This window comes from Azospirillum oryzae (assembly GCF_008364795.1).
Classification (GTDB): Bacteria; Pseudomonadota; Alphaproteobacteria; order Azospirillales; family Azospirillaceae; genus Azospirillum; species Azospirillum oryzae.
Genome location: NZ_VTTM01000007.1, coordinates 1 through 18,566, shown reverse-complemented (window position 1 = coordinate 18,566; position 18,566 = coordinate 1). Strand labels below are relative to the sequence as shown.

Annotated in this window: 15 protein-coding genes; 13 read left to right on the top strand and 2 right to left on the bottom strand. The window is 69.3% G+C overall.

The features are described 5' to 3' along the window. Positions 1 to 36: 36 nt before the first annotated feature. From FZ938_RS18920 to FZ938_RS18860, 13 genes are all read left to right on the top strand, one after another. Complete coding sequence (locus FZ938_RS18920) at positions 37 to 1,248, top strand: deoxyguanosinetriphosphate triphosphohydrolase (RefSeq protein WP_149200021.1); 1,212 nt, start codon at positions 37 to 39, stop codon at positions 1,246 to 1,248. 43 nt (positions 1,249 to 1,291) lie between these two features. Next, positions 1,292 to 3,052, top strand: coding sequence for an arginine--tRNA ligase (argS, locus tag FZ938_RS18915; RefSeq protein WP_149200020.1), 1,761 nt, complete (start codon positions 1,292 to 1,294; stop codon positions 3,050 to 3,052). Continuing rightward, the gene (locus FZ938_RS18910) at positions 3,049 to 4,122 is read left to right on the top strand and encodes an SPOR domain-containing protein (protein ID WP_174757519.1); all 1,074 of its coding nucleotides are present in this window, start codon (positions 3,049 to 3,051) and stop codon (positions 4,120 to 4,122) included. The genes argS and FZ938_RS18910 overlap by 4 nt, the downstream gene beginning before the upstream one ends. After that, positions 4,094 to 5,188 (top strand): beta-N-acetylhexosaminidase, encoded by a 1,095-nt coding sequence (gene nagZ, locus FZ938_RS18905; protein ID WP_149200019.1) that lies wholly within the window; start codon positions 4,094 to 4,096, stop codon positions 5,186 to 5,188. The genes FZ938_RS18910 and nagZ overlap by 29 nt, the downstream gene beginning before the upstream one ends. A gap of 16 nt (positions 5,189 to 5,204) precedes the next feature. Then, the gene (locus FZ938_RS18900; protein WP_149200018.1) at positions 5,205 to 5,882 is read left to right on the top strand and encodes a site-2 protease family protein; all 678 of its coding nucleotides are present in this window, start codon (positions 5,205 to 5,207) and stop codon (positions 5,880 to 5,882) included. A 10-nt stretch (positions 5,883 to 5,892) separates the two neighbouring features. After that, entirely contained in the window at positions 5,893 to 6,723 is an 831-nt protein-coding gene (locus tag FZ938_RS18895; protein ID WP_149200017.1) for a segregation and condensation protein A, read from the top strand. Then, positions 6,716 to 7,333 (top strand): SMC-Scp complex subunit ScpB, encoded by a 618-nt coding sequence (scpB, locus tag FZ938_RS18890; protein ID WP_149200016.1) that lies wholly within the window; start codon positions 6,716 to 6,718, stop codon positions 7,331 to 7,333. Before FZ938_RS18895 ends, scpB begins: the two co-directional genes overlap by 8 nt. 185 nt (positions 7,334 to 7,518) lie before the next feature. Beyond that, entirely contained in the window at positions 7,519 to 7,773 is a 255-nt protein-coding gene (locus FZ938_RS18885) for a twin-arginine translocase TatA/TatE family subunit (RefSeq protein WP_149200015.1), read from the top strand. A 75-nt stretch (positions 7,774 to 7,848) separates the two neighbouring features. Then, on the top strand, positions 7,849 to 8,373 hold the full coding sequence (tatB, locus tag FZ938_RS18880) for a Sec-independent protein translocase protein TatB (RefSeq protein ID WP_149200014.1): 525 nt from the start codon (positions 7,849 to 7,851) through the stop codon (positions 8,371 to 8,373). Positions 8,374 to 8,388: 15 nt separating this feature from the next. Next, positions 8,389 to 9,180, top strand: a complete 792-nt coding sequence (gene tatC / locus FZ938_RS18875; protein WP_149200013.1) for a twin-arginine translocase subunit TatC — start codon at positions 8,389 to 8,391, stop codon at positions 9,178 to 9,180. A gap of 130 nt (positions 9,181 to 9,310) precedes the next feature. Beyond that, the gene (gene alaS / locus FZ938_RS18870) at positions 9,311 to 11,995 is read left to right on the top strand and encodes an alanine--tRNA ligase (protein ID WP_149200012.1); all 2,685 of its coding nucleotides are present in this window, start codon (positions 9,311 to 9,313) and stop codon (positions 11,993 to 11,995) included. Positions 11,996 to 12,069: 74 nt separating this feature from the next. Then, positions 12,070 to 12,402, top strand: coding sequence for a DHCW motif cupin fold protein (locus FZ938_RS18865; protein WP_149200011.1), 333 nt, complete (start codon positions 12,070 to 12,072; stop codon positions 12,400 to 12,402). Between the two features lie 28 nt (positions 12,403 to 12,430). Beyond that, the gene (locus FZ938_RS18860; RefSeq protein WP_109153035.1) at positions 12,431 to 13,273 is read left to right on the top strand and encodes an AAA family ATPase; all 843 of its coding nucleotides are present in this window, start codon (positions 12,431 to 12,433) and stop codon (positions 13,271 to 13,273) included. Between the two features lie 137 nt (positions 13,274 to 13,410). On the opposite strand, the gene FZ938_RS18850 is transcribed toward FZ938_RS18860, so the two are convergent. Together FZ938_RS18850 and FZ938_RS18845 are read right to left on the bottom strand one after the other, a co-directional pair. Further along, complete coding sequence (locus FZ938_RS18850; RefSeq protein ID WP_149200010.1) at positions 13,411 to 17,172, bottom strand: AAA family ATPase; 3,762 nt, start codon at positions 17,170 to 17,172, stop codon at positions 13,411 to 13,413. Beyond that, complete coding sequence (locus FZ938_RS18845) at positions 17,172 to 18,416, bottom strand: exonuclease SbcCD subunit D C-terminal domain-containing protein (RefSeq protein WP_149200009.1); 1,245 nt, start codon at positions 18,414 to 18,416, stop codon at positions 17,172 to 17,174. The genes FZ938_RS18850 and FZ938_RS18845 overlap by 1 nt, the downstream gene beginning before the upstream one ends. Positions 18,417 to 18,566 lie beyond the last annotated feature (150 nt).

The following is an 18,566-nucleotide window of genomic DNA, read 5'->3' as shown; positions in this document are numbered from 1 at the left end:
TTGCGCCTGCGTTTCCCCGCCGGTAGTGTCCGCCCCATGACGGCGGACTGTTCCCACGATCGGCTGGCTCCCTATGCCTGCAACCCGGCGGACACGCGCGGGCGGCTGGCGGCGGAGCCTGAAAGCCCGACGCGCTCGTGCTTTCAGCGCGACCGCGACCGCATCGTGCATTCCGGGGCCTTCCGCCGGCTGAAGCACAAGACGCAGGTCTTCGTCTATCACGAGGGCGACTATTACCGCACCCGGCTGACCCACAGCCTGGAGGTGGCGCAGATCGCGCGGTCAATCAGCCGCACGCTGGGCCTGAACGAGGATCTGGCGGAGGCGGTGGCGCTGGCCCACGATCTGGGGCACACCCCCTTCGGCCATGCCGGGGAAGAGGCGCTGAACGCCTGCATGGAGCCGTTCGGCGGCTTCGCCCACAACGACCAGACGCTGCGCATCCTGACGCGGCTGGAACGGCGCTATGCCGAGTTCGACGGGCTGAACCTGACCTGGGAAGCGGTGGAGGGTGTGGTCAAGCACAACGGCCCGCTGCTGCCGCTGCTTCCCGGCCACCGTCTGCCGACGACGATCGCCGCCTTCCAGGACGAGTGGGATCTGGAACTGCATACCAATCCGGGGGCGGAGGCGCAGGTGGCCGCGCTCGCCGACGACATTGCCTACAACAACCACGACATCGACGACGGGCTGCGCGCCGGACTGTTCACGGTCGAGGAGGTGGCGGAGCTGCCGCTGGTCGGCCCGATCATCCGCGAGGTCTGCGACCGCTATCCGGGGCTGGAACGCTCCCGCCTGATCCACGAGACGGTGCGGCGGATGATCAACGCCATGGTTGTCGATCTGGTGACGGAGACGCGGCGGCGGCTGGCGGAGCACAAGCCGGGCAGCGCCGCCGAACTGCGCGCCCTGCCGCTGGCGATGGTCAGCTTTTCCGACGGCATGCTGGAGACGCAACGGCCGTTGCGCGCCTTCCTGCGCCAGCGCATGTACCGGCACTATCGCGTGAACCGCGAGATGAGCAAGTGCAAGCGCGTGGTGCGCGCCCTGTTCGAGCTGTTCATGGACGAGCCCAACACCCTGCCGACCGAATGGCAGCGCGATATCGCCAAGGCTGGCGCCAAGCATGGCGGCGACGCCGACCTTGCGGTGCGCGCCCGCCATGTGGCCGACTATATCGCCGGCATGACCGACCGCTACGCGCTGGCCGAACATGACCGGCTGTTCGACCTGCATGTGAAGACCTGAGCCGCGAGGCTCCTGTGACCTCCTGAAAAGACGACCTGAGACGATGAATATTTTCAAGGCCTTCGAGACCGATATTCGCAAGCTGCTGGAAGAGCTGGCCGCGGAGGGTGCCATCCCCGCCGGGCTGGACAGCAGCCGTCTGACGGTCGAGCCGCCGCGCGAGGCCTCGCATGGCGACCTGTCCACCAACGCCGCCATGATCCTGGCGAAGCCGGCGAAGATGGCGCCGCGCGCGCTGGCGGAGCTGCTGGTCGCCAAGCTGAAGGGCCGCGCCGACGTGGCGTCGGTCGAGATCGCCGGTCCGGGCTTCGTCAACCTGCGCCTGACGCCGGACGTTTGGCGCGACCGCATCCGCGACGTGCTCAACGCCGGTACCGCCTATGGTGACAGCGACCTGGGCGGCCGGACGCCGGTCAATGTGGAATATGTGTCGGCCAACCCGACCGGCCCGCTGCATGCCGCCCATGGCCGCGGCGCGGTGTTCGGCGATGCGCTGGCGTCGCTGCTGGAAAAGGCCGGCTACGCCGTCACCCGCGAATATTACATCAACGATGCCGGCGCCCAGGTCGACGTGCTGGGGCGGTCCACCTTCATCCGCTACCGCGAGGCGCTGGGCGAGGAGGTGGGCGAGATCCCGGCCGGCCTCTATCCCGGCGAATATCTGAAGGAGGTCGGTCAGGCCCTGGCCGAGCGTGACGGCAACCGCTGGGTCGGCACCGAAGAGTCCGAATGGCTGCCGGCCTGCCGCGACTTCGCCATCGCCATGATCATGGGCTGGATCAAGGAGGATCTCGGCGTGCTGGGCGTCACCATGGACGTCTACAGCAGCGAGCGCGCGCTGGTCACCGCCGGTGCGGTCGACAAGGCGCTGACGGCGCTGGAGGAACGCGGCCTGATCTACACCGGCGTGCTGGAGCCGCCGAAGGGCAAGAAGCCCGACGATTGGGAGCCGCGCCCGCAGACCCTGTTCAAGTCGACCGACTTCGGCGACGACGTCGACCGGCCGCTGAAGAAGTCGGACGGCTCCTTCACCTACTTCTCGAACGACATCGCCTATCACTTCGACAAGTACAAGCGCGGCTTCGGCAGCCTGATCGACGTGTGGGGCGCCGACCATGGCGGCTACGTCAAGCGCATGCAGTCGGCGACCACCGCCGTGACCGAGGGCAAGGCCTCGCTGGACGTGAAGCTCTGCCAGCTCGTTCATCTGATGCAGAACGGCCAACCGGTGAAGATGTCCAAGCGCGCCGGCACCTTCGTGACCCTGCGCGACGTCATCGACCAGGTCGGCCGGGACGTCGTCCGCTTCATCATGCTGACCCGGCGCAACGACCAGACGCTGGATTTCGACTTCGCCAAGGTGACGGAGCAGTCGAAGGACAACCCGGTCTTCTACGTGCAGTACGCCCACGCCCGCTGCCGCTCGGTGCTGCGCCATGCCGCGACGGCGCTGCCGCAGCTGGACCAGTCGCCGGCGGCGCTTGCGGCCTCGGCGAACCTCGCCCGGCTGGACGCGGAAGAGGAGATGGCGCTGGCCAAGCGCATGGCCACCTGGCCGCGCGTGGTCGAGGCGGCGGCGGAGGCGCATGAGCCGCACCGCATCGCCTTCTTCCTTTACGATCTCGCCAGCGACTTCCACGCGCTGTGGAACCGGGGCCGCGACGATGCCTCGCTGCGCTTCCTGATCGACGGCGATGCGGAGCTGACGACGGCCCGTCTGGCGCTGATCGCCGCGGTGGCGACGGTCATCGCGTCGGGTCTCAAGGTGATGGGTGTCGAACCGGTGGAGGAACTGCGTTCATGAGGTACGACGGCGACGTCAACTACGCGGCCGACCCCTATGGGATGCCGCCCCGACAGGCCGCGAGCAAGCGCGGGCTGCTGGCGCTCGGCTTTGCCGTGGTCGGCGTCGTTGCCTTCGCCGGTACGGCGGTGGTGGCCTTGCGCGGGCACGACCGGCTATCCGGCGATGGCCCGCCGCTGTTGAGCGCCGATGCCACCCCGGCCAAATCGCGTCCCGACCAGCCCGGCGGGATGGAGGTGCCGCACCAGGACATCCTGGCCTATGAGCGGCTGCGCGACCATGACGGCGGGCGCGGCAATCAGGTGGAACGGCTGCTGCCGCCGCCGGAGGTGCCGCTGCCGCGTCCGGTGGTGACGCCGCAGATGCCGGCCGTCGTGCCGCTGCCGTCGGTGCCGTCGGTGGCCCAGCTGCCGCCGGGCTCCACCGCCACCGTACCGCGCGACAACCTTGCCGCGGCGGTCGCGGCGGCGGCTCCGCTGGCCGCTCCGGAGCCGGCGCCCGGCCTGCCTGCAACGGCGGCGCCGGCCGCCCAGGTTCCGGCGGCGCAGGTGCCCTCCGTCCAGGCTCCGGCCAGCGTCGCCGCCAAACCGCAACAGCCCCCGGCCGCTCCGGCCAAGCCGGCCCCGGCTCCCCAGCAGCAGGTCGCCTCCGCCGCCAAGCCCCCTGCGCCGCCGGCCGCACCGCTGGCGCAGCAGAACGCCGCCCCGTCGATGGGACAGCTGATCGCCAAGCTGGAGGCCGCCTCCCTGCCGGCCGCCCCGGCAAAGGCGGCGGCGCAGCCGGCGAAGTCCGCGGCGGCTCCCGCTCCGGCGGCTGGCGGCAGCGGCGGCTGGCGCGTCCAGCTGGCGTCGGTGCGCAGCGAGGGCGAGGCCGCGGCCGAATGGCGCCGTCTCGCCGGCCGTCATCCCGACGCGCTCGGCGGTCTGTCGATGCAGGTCGCCAAGGTCGATCTCGGCGAGAAAGGCATCTTCTATCGGGTGCAGGGCGCCGGCGCCGACGAGGCGCGGGCCAAGTCGGCCTGCACCCAGCTGCGCGCGCAAAATGTGGGGTGTGTGGTTGTCCGTCCCTGATTCGGTGAGTTCCACCCCGGTCGCCAACCCGCGCGCGGTCGTCTTCGGCTGCGCCGGCCTGGAGGTGACGCCCGACGAGGCCGACTTCTTCCGCGATGCCGATCCGCTCGGTTTCATCCTGTTCCGCCGCAACTGCGACAGCCGCGACCAGATGCGCCGGCTGGTGGACGATCTGCGCGCCAGCGTCGGCCGGCCCGATGCCCCGGTCCTGATCGACCAGGAGGGCGGCCGGGTCGCGCGCATGCGCCCGCCGCACTGGCCGGCCCACCCGCCGATGGGCGTGTTCGGCACGCTTGCCGCGCGCGACGCCGCCGGGCGCGAAGCCGCCCAAGAGGCCGCCCGAGAGGCCGCTTGGATCAACGGCCGGCTGCTCGCCCACATGCTGGCGGAGGTCGGCATCACGGTGGATTGCGCGCCGGTCTGCGACGTGCCGGTGGAGGGCGCGCATGACATCATCGGCGACCGCGCCTTCTCGCGCGACCCTGCCCTGGTGATCGCGCTGGCCCGCGCCACCGCCGACGGGCTGCTGGCCGGCGGCGTGCTGCCGGTGATCAAGCATATCCCCGGCCACGGACGCGCCTTTGCCGACAGCCATGCCGAGCTGCCGGTGGTCGAGGCCGATCGCGCCACCCTGGAAGCCACCGACTTCGCCCCCTTCCGCGCCCTGGCCGACCTGCCGCTGGCGATGGTGGCCCATGTTGTGCTGAAGGCCATCGACCCGACCGCTCCGGCCAGCACCTCCGCCATCGTGGTGCGCGAGGTGGTGCGGGGGCCGTCGATCGGCTTCGGCGGGCTGTTGTTCAGCGACGATCTGTCCATGAACGCGCTGCAGGGCGACCCGAGGGCACGGGCGGAAGCGGTGCTGGCGGCCGGCATGGATGTCGTGCTCCACTGCAACGGCGATCTGACCGAGATGCGGTCTCTGGTCGATGCCGTGCCGGTGCTGAGCGGCGCGGCGGCCAAGCGCTGGGCACGGGCCGAGGCGATGCGCCACGCGCCGGAACCGGCGGACATCGCGGCATTGACGACACGGTTGGCCGAGCTTCTCGGCACGGCCCAAGCCTGACGGACGGGAGCGGACGATGGAGGAATGGATCTTCCAGGTGACGGCCGTGGCCCTGCCGGCCATCCTCGCCATCACCTTTCACGAGGCGGCGCACGGTTTCGTCGCCTGGAGACTGGGCGACGACACCGCCTATCGGCTGGGGCGCGTCACCTTCAACCCGATCCGCCACATCGACCCGTTCGGGACGATCCTGCTGCCGGCGCTGATGTATTTCACCACCGGATTCGTCTTCGGCTGGGCCAAGCCGGTGCCGGTCAACTTCGCCCGGCTGGACCATCCGCGCCGCGACATGGTGTGGGTGGCGCTGGCCGGTCCGGGGACCAATTTCCTGCTGGCGGTGGCGTCGGCGGTGATCTGGCGGCTGGTCAATTCGGAGAACAGCTATATCGAGCTGTGGATCCGCTCCGCCGCCGAGGTGTCGGTGCTGGTCAACGTCATCCTGATGGTGTTCAACCTGATCCCGCTGCCGCCGCTGGACGGCGGACGGGTCGCGGTCGGCATCCTGCCGGACTTCCTGGCGGTGCCGCTGGCGAAGCTGGAGCGCTTCGGACTGCTGATCCTGATGGCGGCCTTTTTCCTGCTGCCGATGCTGGGGCGGCAGATCGGCATGGACCTCAGCGTCATGCATTGGGTGCTGGGCCCGCCCGTAGACGCGGTGATCGACTTCATCCGCATCCTGACCGGCAACGACTGAAAGCGATCATATGGCTGATCTGGTGGCCGAGCGCGTGGGCGAAACCCCTGCTGCCGCGGAGGCATCGCCGTCGGAGCAGCTTCTGCTGGTTCTGGACGGCTTCGAGGGACCGCTCGACATGCTGCTGGCGCTGGGGCGCGACCAGAAGGTCGACCTGACGCGCATTTCCATCCTTGAGCTGGCCGACCAGTACCTCGCCTTCGTGGCGGAGGCGCGGAAGGTGCGGCTGGAACTGGCGGCCGACTATCTGGTGATGGCGGCGTGGCTGGCCTATCTGAAGTCGCGCCTGCTGTTGCCCGAACCGGAGGGGGAGGAGCCGTCCGGCGAGGACATGGCGGCGGCGCTCGCCTTCCAGCTCCAGCGGCTGGAGGCGATGAAGGGGGCGGCGGAGAAGCTGTTCGCCCGTCCGCGCCTTGGCATCGACATCCACCCGCGCGGCGCGCCGGAGGATTTGGACCTGCAGCGCAAGTCGGTCTACGAGGTCACGCTGTTCGACCTGCTGCGCGCCTATGGCCAGCAGCGCGCCCGCAAGGACGCCTCGGTTCTGCACATCGCCCCGGTCCGCCTCTATTCGATGGAGGAGGCGGTGCAGCGCCTGTCGTCGCTGCTGGGCCGCATGCCGGACTGGGCGACGTTGGCAAGCTTCCTGCCGGGCGGGGAGGGCGGCGGGCTGCTGACCCGCTCCGCCCTGGCCGCCCATTTCGCGGCGACGCTGGAACTGGCCAAGGCCGGCCGGGTGGAGTTGCGCCAGGAGGGCGCCTTCGCCCCGCTCTATGTCCGCGGGCGCGCCAAAAGCCCACAGGACGGCGACATTTCGGAAGAAGCGCATTCGCATGATTAAGGAAGTCACCGACGCCCACGAGGCGGAGGCCCGCATCGGCAGGCTGCGCCTGTTGGAGGCGTTGCTGTTCGCCTCCGCCGAGCCGCTGGACGAGGAGACGCTGGCCGGACGGATCGGGTCGGAGGTCGGCCCGCTGTTGGAGGAACTGCGCGCCCATTACGCCCCGCGCGGGGTCAATCTGGTGCGCACCGGCGGCGGCTGGGCCTTCCGCACGGCGGTCGATCTGGCCCCCGAGTTGCGGCGGGAGGAGGAGGTGTCGCGCAAGCTCTCCCGCGCGGCCATCGAAACGCTGGCGATCATCGCCTATCACCAGCCGGTGACCAGGGCCGAAATCGAATCCATCCGCGGCGTGGCGACCAGCAAGGGCACGCTGGACCTGCTGATGGAACATGGCTGGATCCGGCCGGGCAAGCGGCGGGAGACGCCGGGCCGGCCGCTGACCTGGATCACCACCGACCATTTCCTCGATCATTTCGGGCTGGAGACCCTGCGCGACCTGCCCAGCGTCGACGACCTGCGCGCCGCCGGCCTGCTCGACAGCCGCCCGGTGCTGCTTGGGCTGGGGACCACCGGCGACGACAGCGCGCTGGGGGCCGACGACGAGGGCTGACGACGACGACTGACGACGAGGGCCGACCCTGGTCCGTACCCGCGTTTTTGGGGGCGCTCACGCGAATTCCCGTGAAAGCTCAATGACAACCGTTTAAGGATGGTGGGGCGAACGTTGCGGCCCAACGGCCTTTCTGCCATAGTGCCGCCCCGCCGCTAAGGCCGTTCAAACGTGATAGGCGCGCCATGGGTTCTTTCAGCATCTGGCACTGGATCATCGTTCTTCTGATCGTTCTTCTGCTGTTCGGCGCCGGAAAGTTGCCGAAGGTGATGGGCGATCTCGCCAAGGGCGTGAAGTCCTTCAAGGCGGGCCTGCAGGACGATAGCGACGATGCCGCATCCGGTGCGAACGCCCCGGGTGCAAACGCCAAGACCATCCCGAACCAGCCGGCCAACACGGCCGATACCGCGGCCAAGAAGGACGAGGCGGTCCGCAACTGACCGGCGGGCGCGCGGGCGCCCTTTCGGAACGCCGCGCGCCGACCCTGCCCACCGCATTCGTGAAGCCGGAAGAACATGTTCGACATCGCTTGGTCCGAACTGATGGTGATCGCCGTCATCGCCCTTGTGGTCATCGGGCCCAAGGATTTGCCCAAGGCGATCTTCACGCTCGGCAAATGGGTGCGTAAGGCCAGAGGCGTCGCGCGCGAATTCCAGACCCACATCGACGACATGATGCGGGAAACCGAGTTGGACGAGCTTCGCAAGGAAGCGCTGAAGACCCGCGACCTGAACATCAAGAAGATGATGGAGGACACCATCGACCCGAAGGGGGAGGTGGGCAAGGCCTTCGATCCCAAGAGCTTCGATGTCGGGCTGAACGGCCATCACGGCAGCACCCCGGAACCGGACCTGCCCCAGGCTCCTCCTCCGGCTGTTCCGCCTCCCACCACTCCGGCGGTGACCGACAGCGTGGCGCCGTCGGCGGCTCCCTCACCGATCACCACTGAACCGCCGCAACCGGTGCCTGCGCCGCAGCCCGCTCCGGCCCCGCGGCCGGATGCCGTGGCGTCCGCCCAGCCGACCGACAAGCAGACCTGAAGATAAAGACGGGCCATGACCGGCGAAACGCAGCAGGACGAACTCGAAGACAGCAAGATGCCGCTGATCGATCACCTGATCGAGCTGCGGAACCGGCTGATGTGGTCGATCGGTGCAATCCTGATCGCCTTCCTGCTGTGTTATGCGGTGTCCGACAAAATCTACAACTTCCTGGTCCAGCCGCTGGCCGACCTGCTGGCGGGGCAGGGGCGGCGGATGATCTACACCGGTCTGACGGAAGCCTTCTTCACCTATGTGAAGGTGGCGTTCTGGGCCGGCTGCTTCATCTCCTTCCCGATCATCGCCAGCCAGATCTGGATGTTCGTGGCGCCGGGGCTGTACAAGCACGAGCGCAAGGCCTTCCTGCCCTTCCTGGTGGCGACCCCGGTGATGTTCCTGACCGGCGCCGGCATCGTCTATTACTTCATCTTCCCGATGGCCTGGCGCTTCTTCCTGGGATTCGAGTTCCATCCCGGCGGCGACGGCAACGCCCTGCCCATCGAGTTCGAAGCGCGCGTCGGCGAATACCTGCATCTGGTGATGTCGCTGATCTTCGCCTTCGGCATCGCCTTCCAGCTGCCGGTCCTGCTGACCCTGCTGGTCCGCGTCGGCATCATCAGCACCGACGCGCTGGCGTCGAAGCGGCGCTATGCCATCGTCGGCGCCTTCATCGCCGCGGCTGTGCTGACCCCGCCCGACGTCATCAGCCAGGTCAGTTTGGCGGTGCCGCTGATCGCGCTCTACGAAATCGCGATCATCATCGGCCGCCGGATCGAAAAGGCGCGGGCCGAGACGGAAGCCCAATAGTCGGCCGGGCTTTTTGTCTGCCGTGACGCAGGGTAATAATCCGTCCGTCGTGGACATGCCGCCATTCTCGCGCTAAAAGCACGGTTCGGCCAATGGAAGGCCGCAGCCGCGCACCCGGAGCCTTGACCGTATGCAGACCGCCAACGACATCCGTCGCACGTTCCTGGATTTCTTCGCCAAGCAGGGCCATCAGAAAGTCGACTCGTCGCCGCTCGTGCCGCGCAACGACCCGACGCTGATGTTCACCAACGCCGGCATGGTCCAGTTCAAGAACGTCTTCACCGGTGCCGAGACGCGGCCTTACAAGCGCGCCGTCACCTCGCAGAAATGCGTGCGCGCCGGCGGCAAGCACAACGACCTGGACAATGTCGGCTACACCGCGCGGCACCACACCTTCTTCGAGATGCTGGGGAACTTCTCCTTCGGCGATTATTTCAAGGACGACGCCATTGCGTTCGCCTGGAACCTGATCACCAAGGAATACGGGCTGCCGGCCGACAAGCTGCTGGTGACGGTCCACACCTCCGACGAGGATGCGGCGGCGATCTGGCGCAAGGTCGCCGGCCTGTCGGACGACCGCATCATCCGCATCCCGACCGACGACAATTTCTGGCGCATGGGCGACACCGGCCCCTGCGGCCCGTGCTCCGAAATCTTCTTCGATCACGGCCCGTCCATCGCCGGCGGCCCGCCGGGCAGCCCGGACGAGGATGGCGACCGCTTCATCGAGATCTGGAACCTCGTGTTCATGCAGTATGAACAGCTGGGTCCGGACAATCTGGTGCCGCTGCCCAAGCCGTCGATCGACACCGGCATGGGGCTGGAGCGTCTGGCCGCCGTGCTGCAGGGCAAGCACGACAATTACGACATCGACCTGATGCGGGCGCTGATCATGGCGTCGGCCGAGGCGACCAAGACCTCGCCGGACGGTGCGCATGCCGTGTCGCACCGGGTGATCGCCGACCATCTGCGCTCCACCTCCTTCCTGATCGCCGACGGCGTGCTGCCGTCGAACGAGGGCCGTGGTTACGTGTTGCGCCGCATCATGCGCCGCGCCATGCGCCACGCCCACATGATCGGCGCGCGCGAGCCGCTGATGCACCGTCTGGTCCCGGCGCTGATCCAGCAGATGGGCGACGCCTATCCGGAGCTGAACCGCGCCCGCGCCCTGATCGTCGAGACGCTGAAGCTGGAGGAGACCCGCTTCAAGCAGACGCTGGAGCGCGGCCTGCGCCTGCTGGAGGACGAGGTCGGCCATCTGGGCGAAGGCCAGCCGCTGGCCGGCGACGTCGCCTTCAAGCTGTACGACACCTACGGCTTCCCGCTCGACCTGACCCAGGACGTTCTGCGCGGCCAGGGCCGTGGCGTCGACGAGGCCGGCTTCAAGGCGGCGATGGACGAGCAGCGCCGCAAGGCCCGCGAATCCTGGGCCGGCTCGGGCGAGGTCGGCACCGAGAAGCTGTGGTACGAGATCAAGGACGAGCTGGGCGCCACCGAGTTCTTCGGCTACGACACCGAAGTGGCCGAGGGCAAGGTGACCGCCATCGTCAAGGGCGATGCCCGCGTCGAGGCCGCCACCATCGGCGATCAGGTGATGGTCGTCGTCAACCAGACGCCCTTCTATGGCGAATCGGGCGGTCAGGTCGGCGATGCCGGCGTGATCTTCTCCGCCAATGGGGCCGAGGTCGCGGTTTCCGACACGCTGAAGAAGCTGGGTGCCGTGTGGGCCCATGTCGGCACCGTCACCAAGGGCACGCTCAAGGTCGGCGACGTGGTCGAACTGCGCGTCGACAGCGAGCGCCGCGCCGCCATCCGCGCCAACCACTCCGCCACCCACCTGCTGCACGAGGCGCTGCGCCATCGCCTGGGCGACCATGTCACCCAGAAGGGCTCGCTGGTGGCGCCGGAGCGTCTGCGCTTCGACATCAGCCAGCCGACCGGCCTGTCCGCCGCCGACATCGCCGCCATCGAGGACGAGGTGAACCGCCGCGTGCTTGCCAACAGCGAGGTCGTCACCCGCCTGATGTCCCCGGACGAGGCCCGCAGCCAAGGCGCCATGGCCCTGTTCGGCGAGAAGTACGGCGACGAGGTCCGCGTCGTCTCCATGGGCGGTCCGCATGGCGAGATGGACCGCGAATACTCGATCGAGCTGTGCGGCGGCACCCATGTCCGTCGCACCGGCGACATCGGTGTGTTCAAGATCGTCTCGGAAGGGGCGGTTGCCGCCGGCGTCCGCCGCATCGAGGCGCTGACCGGCACCGGCGCCAAGGCGTGGCTGTCCGAGCGTGACCATCTGCTGACCGAGACGGCGAGCGTCCTGAAGGTCAAGCCCGACGAGGTCCCCGCCCGCGTGGCGGTCCTGGTCGAGGAGCGCCGCAAGATGGAGCGCGAACTGGCCGATCTGCGCCGTCAGGTTGCCCTTAGTGGAGCGATGGGGGGCGGTGGTGCCAAGGCCGACGGCGGCAACGAGGCGAAGGACGTCGCCGGCGTCAAGGTCGCGGCCCGCGTGGTTGAAGGCCTGCCGGCCAAGGACCTGAAGCCGATGGCCGATGAGTTGAAGAAGCAGGTCGGCTCCGGCGTCGTTGTGCTGATCGCGTCGAACGAGGGCAAGGCCTCCATCGTCATCGGCGTGACCGACGACCTGACCGGGTCTTTGAGCGCCGTCGATCTGGTCCGCGTCGGCGCCGAGGCGCTGGGCGGCAAGGGCGGCGGCGGCCGGCCGGACATGGCGCAGGCCGGCGGCCCTGACGCCTCGCTGGCCCCTGCTGCAATCGAGGCCATCGAAAAGGCGATCGCGGCCAAGAAGGCGCCCTGATCATACCGAAACCCGGCCCCCGGTTCGCTCCGGGGGCCGTTTTTCTGTTCGTGCCGTTTTCATAAGGTCCGGCGATGGAACTCCCGACTCTTCCCTTCACCGTGACCGACTGGGCCGCTGTCCCGGTCACCGAACATCCGGGCGAAACCGGCAAGGCGCTGTGGCGCAGCTTCCACGCCGGGGATCTGCGGGTGCGGCTGGTCGAATACACGCCGGGCTATCTCGCCGACCATTGGTGCGACCGCGGCCATGTGCTGTTGGTCGTCAGCGGCGAACTGATCACCGAGTTGAAGGACGGCCGCCGCTTCGTCCTGACCGCCGGCATGAGCTATCAGGTGTCGGATTTCGGCGACCATCCGCATCGGTCCTCGACCGAAACCGGCGCCACCCTGTTTATCGTGGACTGATACCTTCTCGCTTTGAGGGAGCCCATCCATGCGCTTCACCGGAACCGACCGCTATGTCGCTACCGACGACCTGATGGTGGCGGTCAATGCAGCCATCACGCTGGAGCGGCCGCTTCTGGTGAAGGGCGAGCCCGGCACCGGCAAGACCGTGCTGGCGGTGGAGATCGCCCGCGCGCTGAACAAGCCGCTCTTGTCCTGGCATGTGAAGTCGACCACCAAGGCGCAGCAGGGCCTTTACGAGTACGACGCGGTCAGCCGCCTGCGCGACAGCCAATTGGGCGAGGCGAAGGTCCACGACATCGCCAACTACATTGTCCGCGGCAAGCTGTGGGAAGCCTTCGAGGCGCCGGAGTCTCCGGTCCTGCTGATCGACGAGATCGACAAGGCCGACATCGAGTTCCCCAACGACCTGCTGCTGGAACTCGACCGCATGGAGTTCCACGTCTATGAAACCCGCCAGACGATCAAGGCGGCGAAGCGCCCCATCGTCATCATCACCTCCAACAACGAGAAGGAGCTGCCGGACGCCTTCCTGCGCCGCTGCTTCTTCCACTACATCCGCTTCCCCGAGCGCGAGACGATGGAACGCATCGTCGAGGTCCATTATCCAGGCTTGAAGTCCGCCCTGCTGCGCGAGGCGCTGAACCTGTTCTACGACCTGCGCGAGGTTCCGGGCCTGAAGAAGAAGCCGTCCACGTCGGAACTGCTGGACTGGATCAAGCTGCTGATGGTCGAGGACGTCGATCCCGAGACCTTGCGTGCCAAGGATGCCCGCACGCTGATCCCGCCGCTGTGCGGCGCGCTGCTGAAGAACGAGCAGGACGTGCACACGCTGGAGCGGCTGGCGTTTCTGGCCAAGCGCGGGCGGTGAGGGGCGGGCAGAACTTGCCCCCACCCTAACCCTCCCCCGCTGGGCGGGGGAGGGGACACGCGCTTGTCCAGTAAAACGGCGGCAGTCCCTCCCCCGCCCAGCGGGGGAGGTTAGGTGGGGGGCTAACTTAGGCCCCCTCAAACCCCCTCCACCTCCTCCATTGCCACGCCCAGCGCCGTCCCCGTAACCGACTGCACCGTCACCCGGCTGCGCCCGCCGCCCAGCGGCATCACGCGGATCTGTGTGCCGATGCGCTCGACCATCGCCGGAACGTGGCTGATGACGCCGACCTGACGCCCACCGGCCTGCAGAGCCTCCAGGCAGGACAGCGCCACGTCCAGGCTGTCGGGGTCGAGCGTGCCGAACCCCTCGTCGATGAACAGCGTGCCGATCCCGCCGACTGTCCCCGCCGCCATCGCCGACAGGCCGAGCGCCAGGGCCAGCGACACCAGGAACAGCTCGCCGCCCGACAGGCTGTGCACGCCGCGCCGCTCGTCGCCCATCTCGCGGTCGACCACCTGGATTTCCAGATCGGCCCCCGTCACCCGCTCCAGCCGATAGCGGCGGGCGAGGTCCTCCAGATGCCGGTTGGCGTGGGTCAGCAGCAGATCCAAACTCAGGCTCTGGGCGAAGTTGCGCATCTTCTGCCCATTCGCCGAGCCGATCAGCTGCGCCATCTTGCCCCACAGCGCACAGCGTGCCTGCTGCGCCTCGATCGCCACCCTCAGCCCGGCCAGCCGCTGCCGGTTGGCGTCGTCGGCCTCCAGCCGTCCGCGCGCCGAACCCAGCCGGTCGCGGTCCCGTTCCAGCACCGTTCGGGAATTCTCCGCGGCGGCGGCAGCCTCTCCGACGCTCAGCGCCGGCCCGCCCGCCGCATGGTGATCGGTGCGCTGTCGCCGCCGCTCGGCAACCACCAGCGCGGCATCGCCGCGCGCCCGCTCCAGCACTGCCAATGCCAGCTCTTCCGCCTCCAGTTCGCTTTCGGCCGTGGCCAGCAGTCGGCGAACCTCCTCCAACCCGGCGCCACGCTCCGCCGCCGCGCGCTCCAGCCGCTCGCCGGCCGCCCGTGCCTTGTCTGTGCACTGCCGGGCCGCCTCGCCACGGGTCTCGCGCTCACGCTCCGCCGCCGACAGCCGCGCGACGGTGTCCTGCCGTGCGAACGTGGCCTTTTCCACCAGGGCTTCGGCCTCGTGCCGCGCCCCGGCCAGAGCCTTCCGCACCACTGCCACCGGCTGCCCGCCCAGCAGGGCGCTCCGCGTCGCCCGCGCCTCCGCCAGCCGGCCGGCGAGATCGTCCGCCCGCTTGCGCGCCTCCTCCTCGGCCCGCAGCGCGGCGTCCAGCTCCGCCGTCTGCACCGCGAGTTCGCCGGTGGACCGTTCCACCTCGCGTGTGGCACGGGCCAGCGCCTCGGCTTTTTCCCGGAACTCGGCCACCCGCGACGCCACAGCGGCCCGATACCCGTCCGCCTCCCGTTCCAGCCGCGCCCGCCAATCGGCGTCCCCGGCCAATCCCTCATCCAGTTCGGCCAGGGCGGCATCCCGATCTGCCTTTGCCCGGTCCAGCGCCACCACTGCCAGCGCCAAAGCCTGCCGTCCGTCGGCCAGCCGCTGCCGGTTCGCCTCGCACTCCGCCGCCAGTCCAGCCGCCGCGGTCTCAAGCCGCCGATGTTCCTGCTGTGCGGCATCCACCCGCCTGCGGTGGTCGAGTGCCCGTTCCTCTTCGGCCGCAATGGTCGCCAGCCGCCGCTCCACCTCCTCGACCGCCTTGCGGATGTCGGCCAGCATTCCGCCCTCGGCCTGCCAGCCGGCGGCCGTCGCCTGCTCCGCCCAGCGCAGTTCCAGCCCCTCGGCGTCCCGCGCCATGGCGGCCAGCCGGGCCGTCAGTCCATCGGCGCCCTTGCGCGCCGCCCCTTCCGCCGCCTCCAGCGCGGCATGGCGGGCGACCGTCGCGGCAAGCGCCTCCCGCAATTCGGCACGGCGCTTTTCCTGATCCCGCGTCACCCGGACGAGCGGCGTCGCTCCCGCATCCGCCCAGGGATGCTCCGCCGATCCGCAGACCGGGCAGGGCTCTCCCTCCACCAGCCGCCCGCGCAGGCTCTCCACATCCTCGCGCTGGGCCAGCATCAGCCGTTGCAGCGTGTGCTCGGCCTCATCGACCGCCGCCTGTTGCCCGACGCGAAGCTCGGCAAGCTCCCGTGCCGCCGTCCCGTCGCGCTCCGCCTCGCCAAGCAGCCGCAGCCGCTCACCCTCCGCGGCTTCGCGCTCGGCGGCCAGCCGGTGCCGAGCTTCGCCGGTGGCAAGCAGCGCCAGCAGCCTGTCCCGCCGCAACCCCGCCGTGGCCCGCGCCTGTCGCGCCTCCTCCAGCGACGGAACCGCCTCATCCCGAAGGCTTTCCAGCGCGCGTTCCGCCGCCTGACAGCGCTCGCGCGCCTCCGCCAGCCGGGTGTCCGCCGCCTCGGCGGTGGCGGCGGTCGCCGCAAGCTCCCGCTCCTGCCGCCCGCGCTCCCGCGCCGCCGCCTCGCCGGCCCGGGTGTCGGCGATGGCGCGTGCCAGCAACCGGTCCCAACGCTCCCACTGTCCGGCCACCGCGGCGAGGCCGGCCTGCTCCCGCAGCCAGATCTCCAGCCGCGCCACGTCGTTCCGCGCCGCCGACAGCATGGTGTCGATGTCGCGCACCGCCTTTCGTGCCGCCCCGACGCGCTGCGTCGCCACCCTCGCGGCCGCCTCGGCAGTCTCCTGCTCGCCGGACAGCATCGCGATCCGTCCATCCAGATCGGCCGCGCGTTCAAGATCGGGTTCGGCCTTCATCTCGGCCGAGCGGGCATCCTCGAACCGTCGCCGGGCCTCGCCATGGCGGGTGGCGGCTTCCTCCACCGCAAGCCGCGCCTTTTCCCAGGCCTCCGCCGCCCGGTCGACCGCCGCTGCGGCCTCCGCCGCGTCGCCGTTCGCCCGGTCGGCATCGGCCAACAGCGGCCGAAGCGGTTGCAGGCCGCGCAGCCGGGCGGCCGCCTCGCGCCGCTCCTCCGCCTCGTTCCAGGCCCGTTCCGCCGCGTCCGCCGCCTCGACCGCCTTGCTCTCCGCCGCCGCGAGCTGCCCGTCGCGCTCATGCCAGGCCAATGCCGCCTGGGCGAGCGCCAGTGCCTGCTCGCCGTTCCGCACCGCCTTCGCCGCCTCTTCGGCTTCCGTCTGCAAGGCCGCGCGGTCGTCGTCGCTCAGCACGCCGATGCCGCCGCCTTCCGCCAGTAGCGTGTCGAGCCGCTGCGTCTCCGCTTTCGCTCGTTCATGTGCCGCAAACGACAGGCGAGAATAGATTTCCGTCCCCGTCAGCAGTTCCAGCAATTCGGAGCGGTCCCGCGCCGGCGCCTTCAGGAAGGTGGCGAAATCGCCCTGCGCCAGCAGAACCGCGCGGCGGAATTGCTCGAAGCTCAGGCCGAGCCGTCGTTCGATCTCCTCCTGCACGCTCTTCTTGCCGTCGCCGAAGCGCCGCTCGCCATCCAGGCTGCACAGCGACATGCTCTGCTGCTGCAAGGCCCCTTGCGCCTTCTGCCGGGCCCGTCGCACCTCCCAGCGCGCGCGATAAGCCTCGCCGTCGATCCCGACGAAATCGACCTCGGCCCAGCCGAAACCGGCTCCGCGCCGCAAGACCGTGCGCACATCGGTGGTGCGGATGCCGTTGGGATCGCCCTCCGGCCCCAGCATTTCGCCGCGCCCTTCCGGCAGCCTCGGCATGCGGTCGAACAGGGCAAGACACAGGGCATCCAGGATGGTGCTCTTGCCGGCGCCCGTCGGCCCGGTGATTGCGAACAGCCCGGCCCGCCGCAATGGCTCCCGGTCGAAGTCGACGGCGAAGGGACCGTCCAGGCTGGTCAGGTTGGCGCCGCGCACCGCGAGAATCCGCATCACATCGTCTCCTGCACGCCGGTCAGCAACTCGTGGAAGGCCGCCATCAGGTCCGGTTCGGGATCGCCCTCGTGGTTGCGGCGGTAAAGGCGGCGGAACACGTCCTCCGGTTCCAGCGAGGCCAGATCGACCGGCGGCGCGCTGTCGGCCAGCGTCTGGCCGCTGCCGGTCAGCCGCACCCCCAGCTTCAGCAGGCGCACCGGCCGGCCGGCCAGCACCGCCTCGACCTCGTCGCGCAGGGCGGGGCGCGGTGCCGGCAGGGCGACCGTCACCTCCAGGAAGGGCCAGGCATCGCGCGGCAGGGCATTATCCAGTTCCAGCCGCTTCAGCCTCTCCAGCGCCGCATCCGGGTTGGCCTCGCTGATTCGGTGGATTGGCACATGGCGCGGTACGCGCAGGGACTCATGCCCGACCAGCCGGCCGCCCGCGAACTCCGCCAGCACCACCTGATGGGGATAGGGCTCCTCGTCCAGCGCCAGCGGAATCGGCGAGCCGCTGTAGCGCACGGCCTCGCGCCCGCCGACCGCCTGTGCCCGGTGCAGGTGGCCCAGCGCAACATAAGCCGCGTCTTCGGGAAAGATGTCGACCGGAAGGGCATGCAGGTTGCCGCCCAGGATCTTGCGCTCGCTAAGCTCCGACAGGGCGCCGCCGCGCATATAGCAGTGGCCGGTGAGAATCAGCGCTTCTCCGCGTCCGCAGCGTTCCCGTCCCCCGGTCCAGGCTCGTGTGTAGAGCCGCCGCACGCCCTCGATCAGCGGATCTGTGTCTTCGCCTTCCTCGATTGTCGGAAGGTCGGACGGTCGCAGATAAGGCATGGCGACGCAGCGCGCGGCGACGGTCCCATCGGTATCGCGCAGTGGCACGATCAGAGGTGCCGGATCGAACAGGCCTTCGGCCGAGGAGGGCAGGGTGCCGATCACCCGCACGCCCATCTCCGTCATCAGCGGCGACGGTGCCTCCAGCCGGCTGGCGCTGTCGTGGTTGCCGGCGACCACCACGATGTCCAGTCGTGGATGCAGAGCCTTCACCCGCGCAACGAACCGGTAGAAGAGCGCCAATGCCGGGATCGGCGGATTCTGCCCGTCAAAGACATCGCCGGCGATCACCAGCGCATCCACCTGGTGATCGCCGATGCGATCGATCAGCCAGTCGAGGAAGCAGGCATGCTCGACATCGCGGGGGATGCCGTGCAGCGTCTGGCCGAGATGCCAGTCGGCGGTGTGGAGAAGACGGAAGTTTCGCATGATCCTGCGCTCGCAACGAAACGATGCGCCACTCTACGGACCCCGCTTCGGTCGGGGTTTACGAAAAAATGACGAGGCGATGAAAAAAGCGCTTGCGTGGTTTGGGGGCGGGCGCCTATAAACCGCTCCACCGACGGCGGGGCGCTGAAC

Excerpts from the sequence above, each read along its gene's own strand:
- FZ938_RS18920 (WP_149200021.1), top strand. The coding sequence starts at position 37 with ATGACGGCGGACTGTTCCCACGATCGGCTGGCTCCCTATGCCTGCAAC.
- argS (WP_149200020.1), top strand. The coding sequence starts at position 1,292 with ATGAATATTTTCAAGGCCTTCGAGACCGATATTCGCAAGCTGCTGGAA.
- FZ938_RS18910 (WP_174757519.1), top strand. The coding sequence starts at position 3,049 with ATGAGGTACGACGGCGACGTCAACTACGCGGCCGACCCCTATGGGATG.
- nagZ (WP_149200019.1), top strand. The coding sequence starts at position 4,094 with ATGTGGGGTGTGTGGTTGTCCGTCCCTGATTCGGTGAGTTCCACCCCG.
- FZ938_RS18900 (WP_149200018.1), top strand. The coding sequence starts at position 5,205 with ATGGAGGAATGGATCTTCCAGGTGACGGCCGTGGCCCTGCCGGCCATC.
- FZ938_RS18895 (WP_149200017.1), top strand. The coding sequence starts at position 5,893 with ATGGCTGATCTGGTGGCCGAGCGCGTGGGCGAAACCCCTGCTGCCGCG.
- scpB (WP_149200016.1), top strand. The coding sequence starts at position 6,716 with ATGATTAAGGAAGTCACCGACGCCCACGAGGCGGAGGCCCGCATCGGC.
- FZ938_RS18885 (WP_149200015.1), top strand. The coding sequence starts at position 7,519 with ATGGGTTCTTTCAGCATCTGGCACTGGATCATCGTTCTTCTGATCGTT.
- tatB (WP_149200014.1), top strand. The coding sequence starts at position 7,849 with ATGTTCGACATCGCTTGGTCCGAACTGATGGTGATCGCCGTCATCGCC.
- tatC (WP_149200013.1), top strand. The coding sequence starts at position 8,389 with ATGACCGGCGAAACGCAGCAGGACGAACTCGAAGACAGCAAGATGCCG.
- alaS (WP_149200012.1), top strand. The coding sequence starts at position 9,311 with ATGCAGACCGCCAACGACATCCGTCGCACGTTCCTGGATTTCTTCGCC.
- FZ938_RS18865 (WP_149200011.1), top strand. The coding sequence starts at position 12,070 with ATGGAACTCCCGACTCTTCCCTTCACCGTGACCGACTGGGCCGCTGTC.
- FZ938_RS18860 (WP_109153035.1), top strand. The coding sequence starts at position 12,431 with ATGCGCTTCACCGGAACCGACCGCTATGTCGCTACCGACGACCTGATG.
- FZ938_RS18850 (WP_149200010.1), bottom strand. The coding sequence starts at position 17,172 with ATGCGGATTCTCGCGGTGCGCGGCGCCAACCTGACCAGCCTGGACGGT.
- FZ938_RS18845 (WP_149200009.1), bottom strand. The coding sequence starts at position 18,416 with ATGCGAAACTTCCGTCTTCTCCACACCGCCGACTGGCATCTCGGCCAG.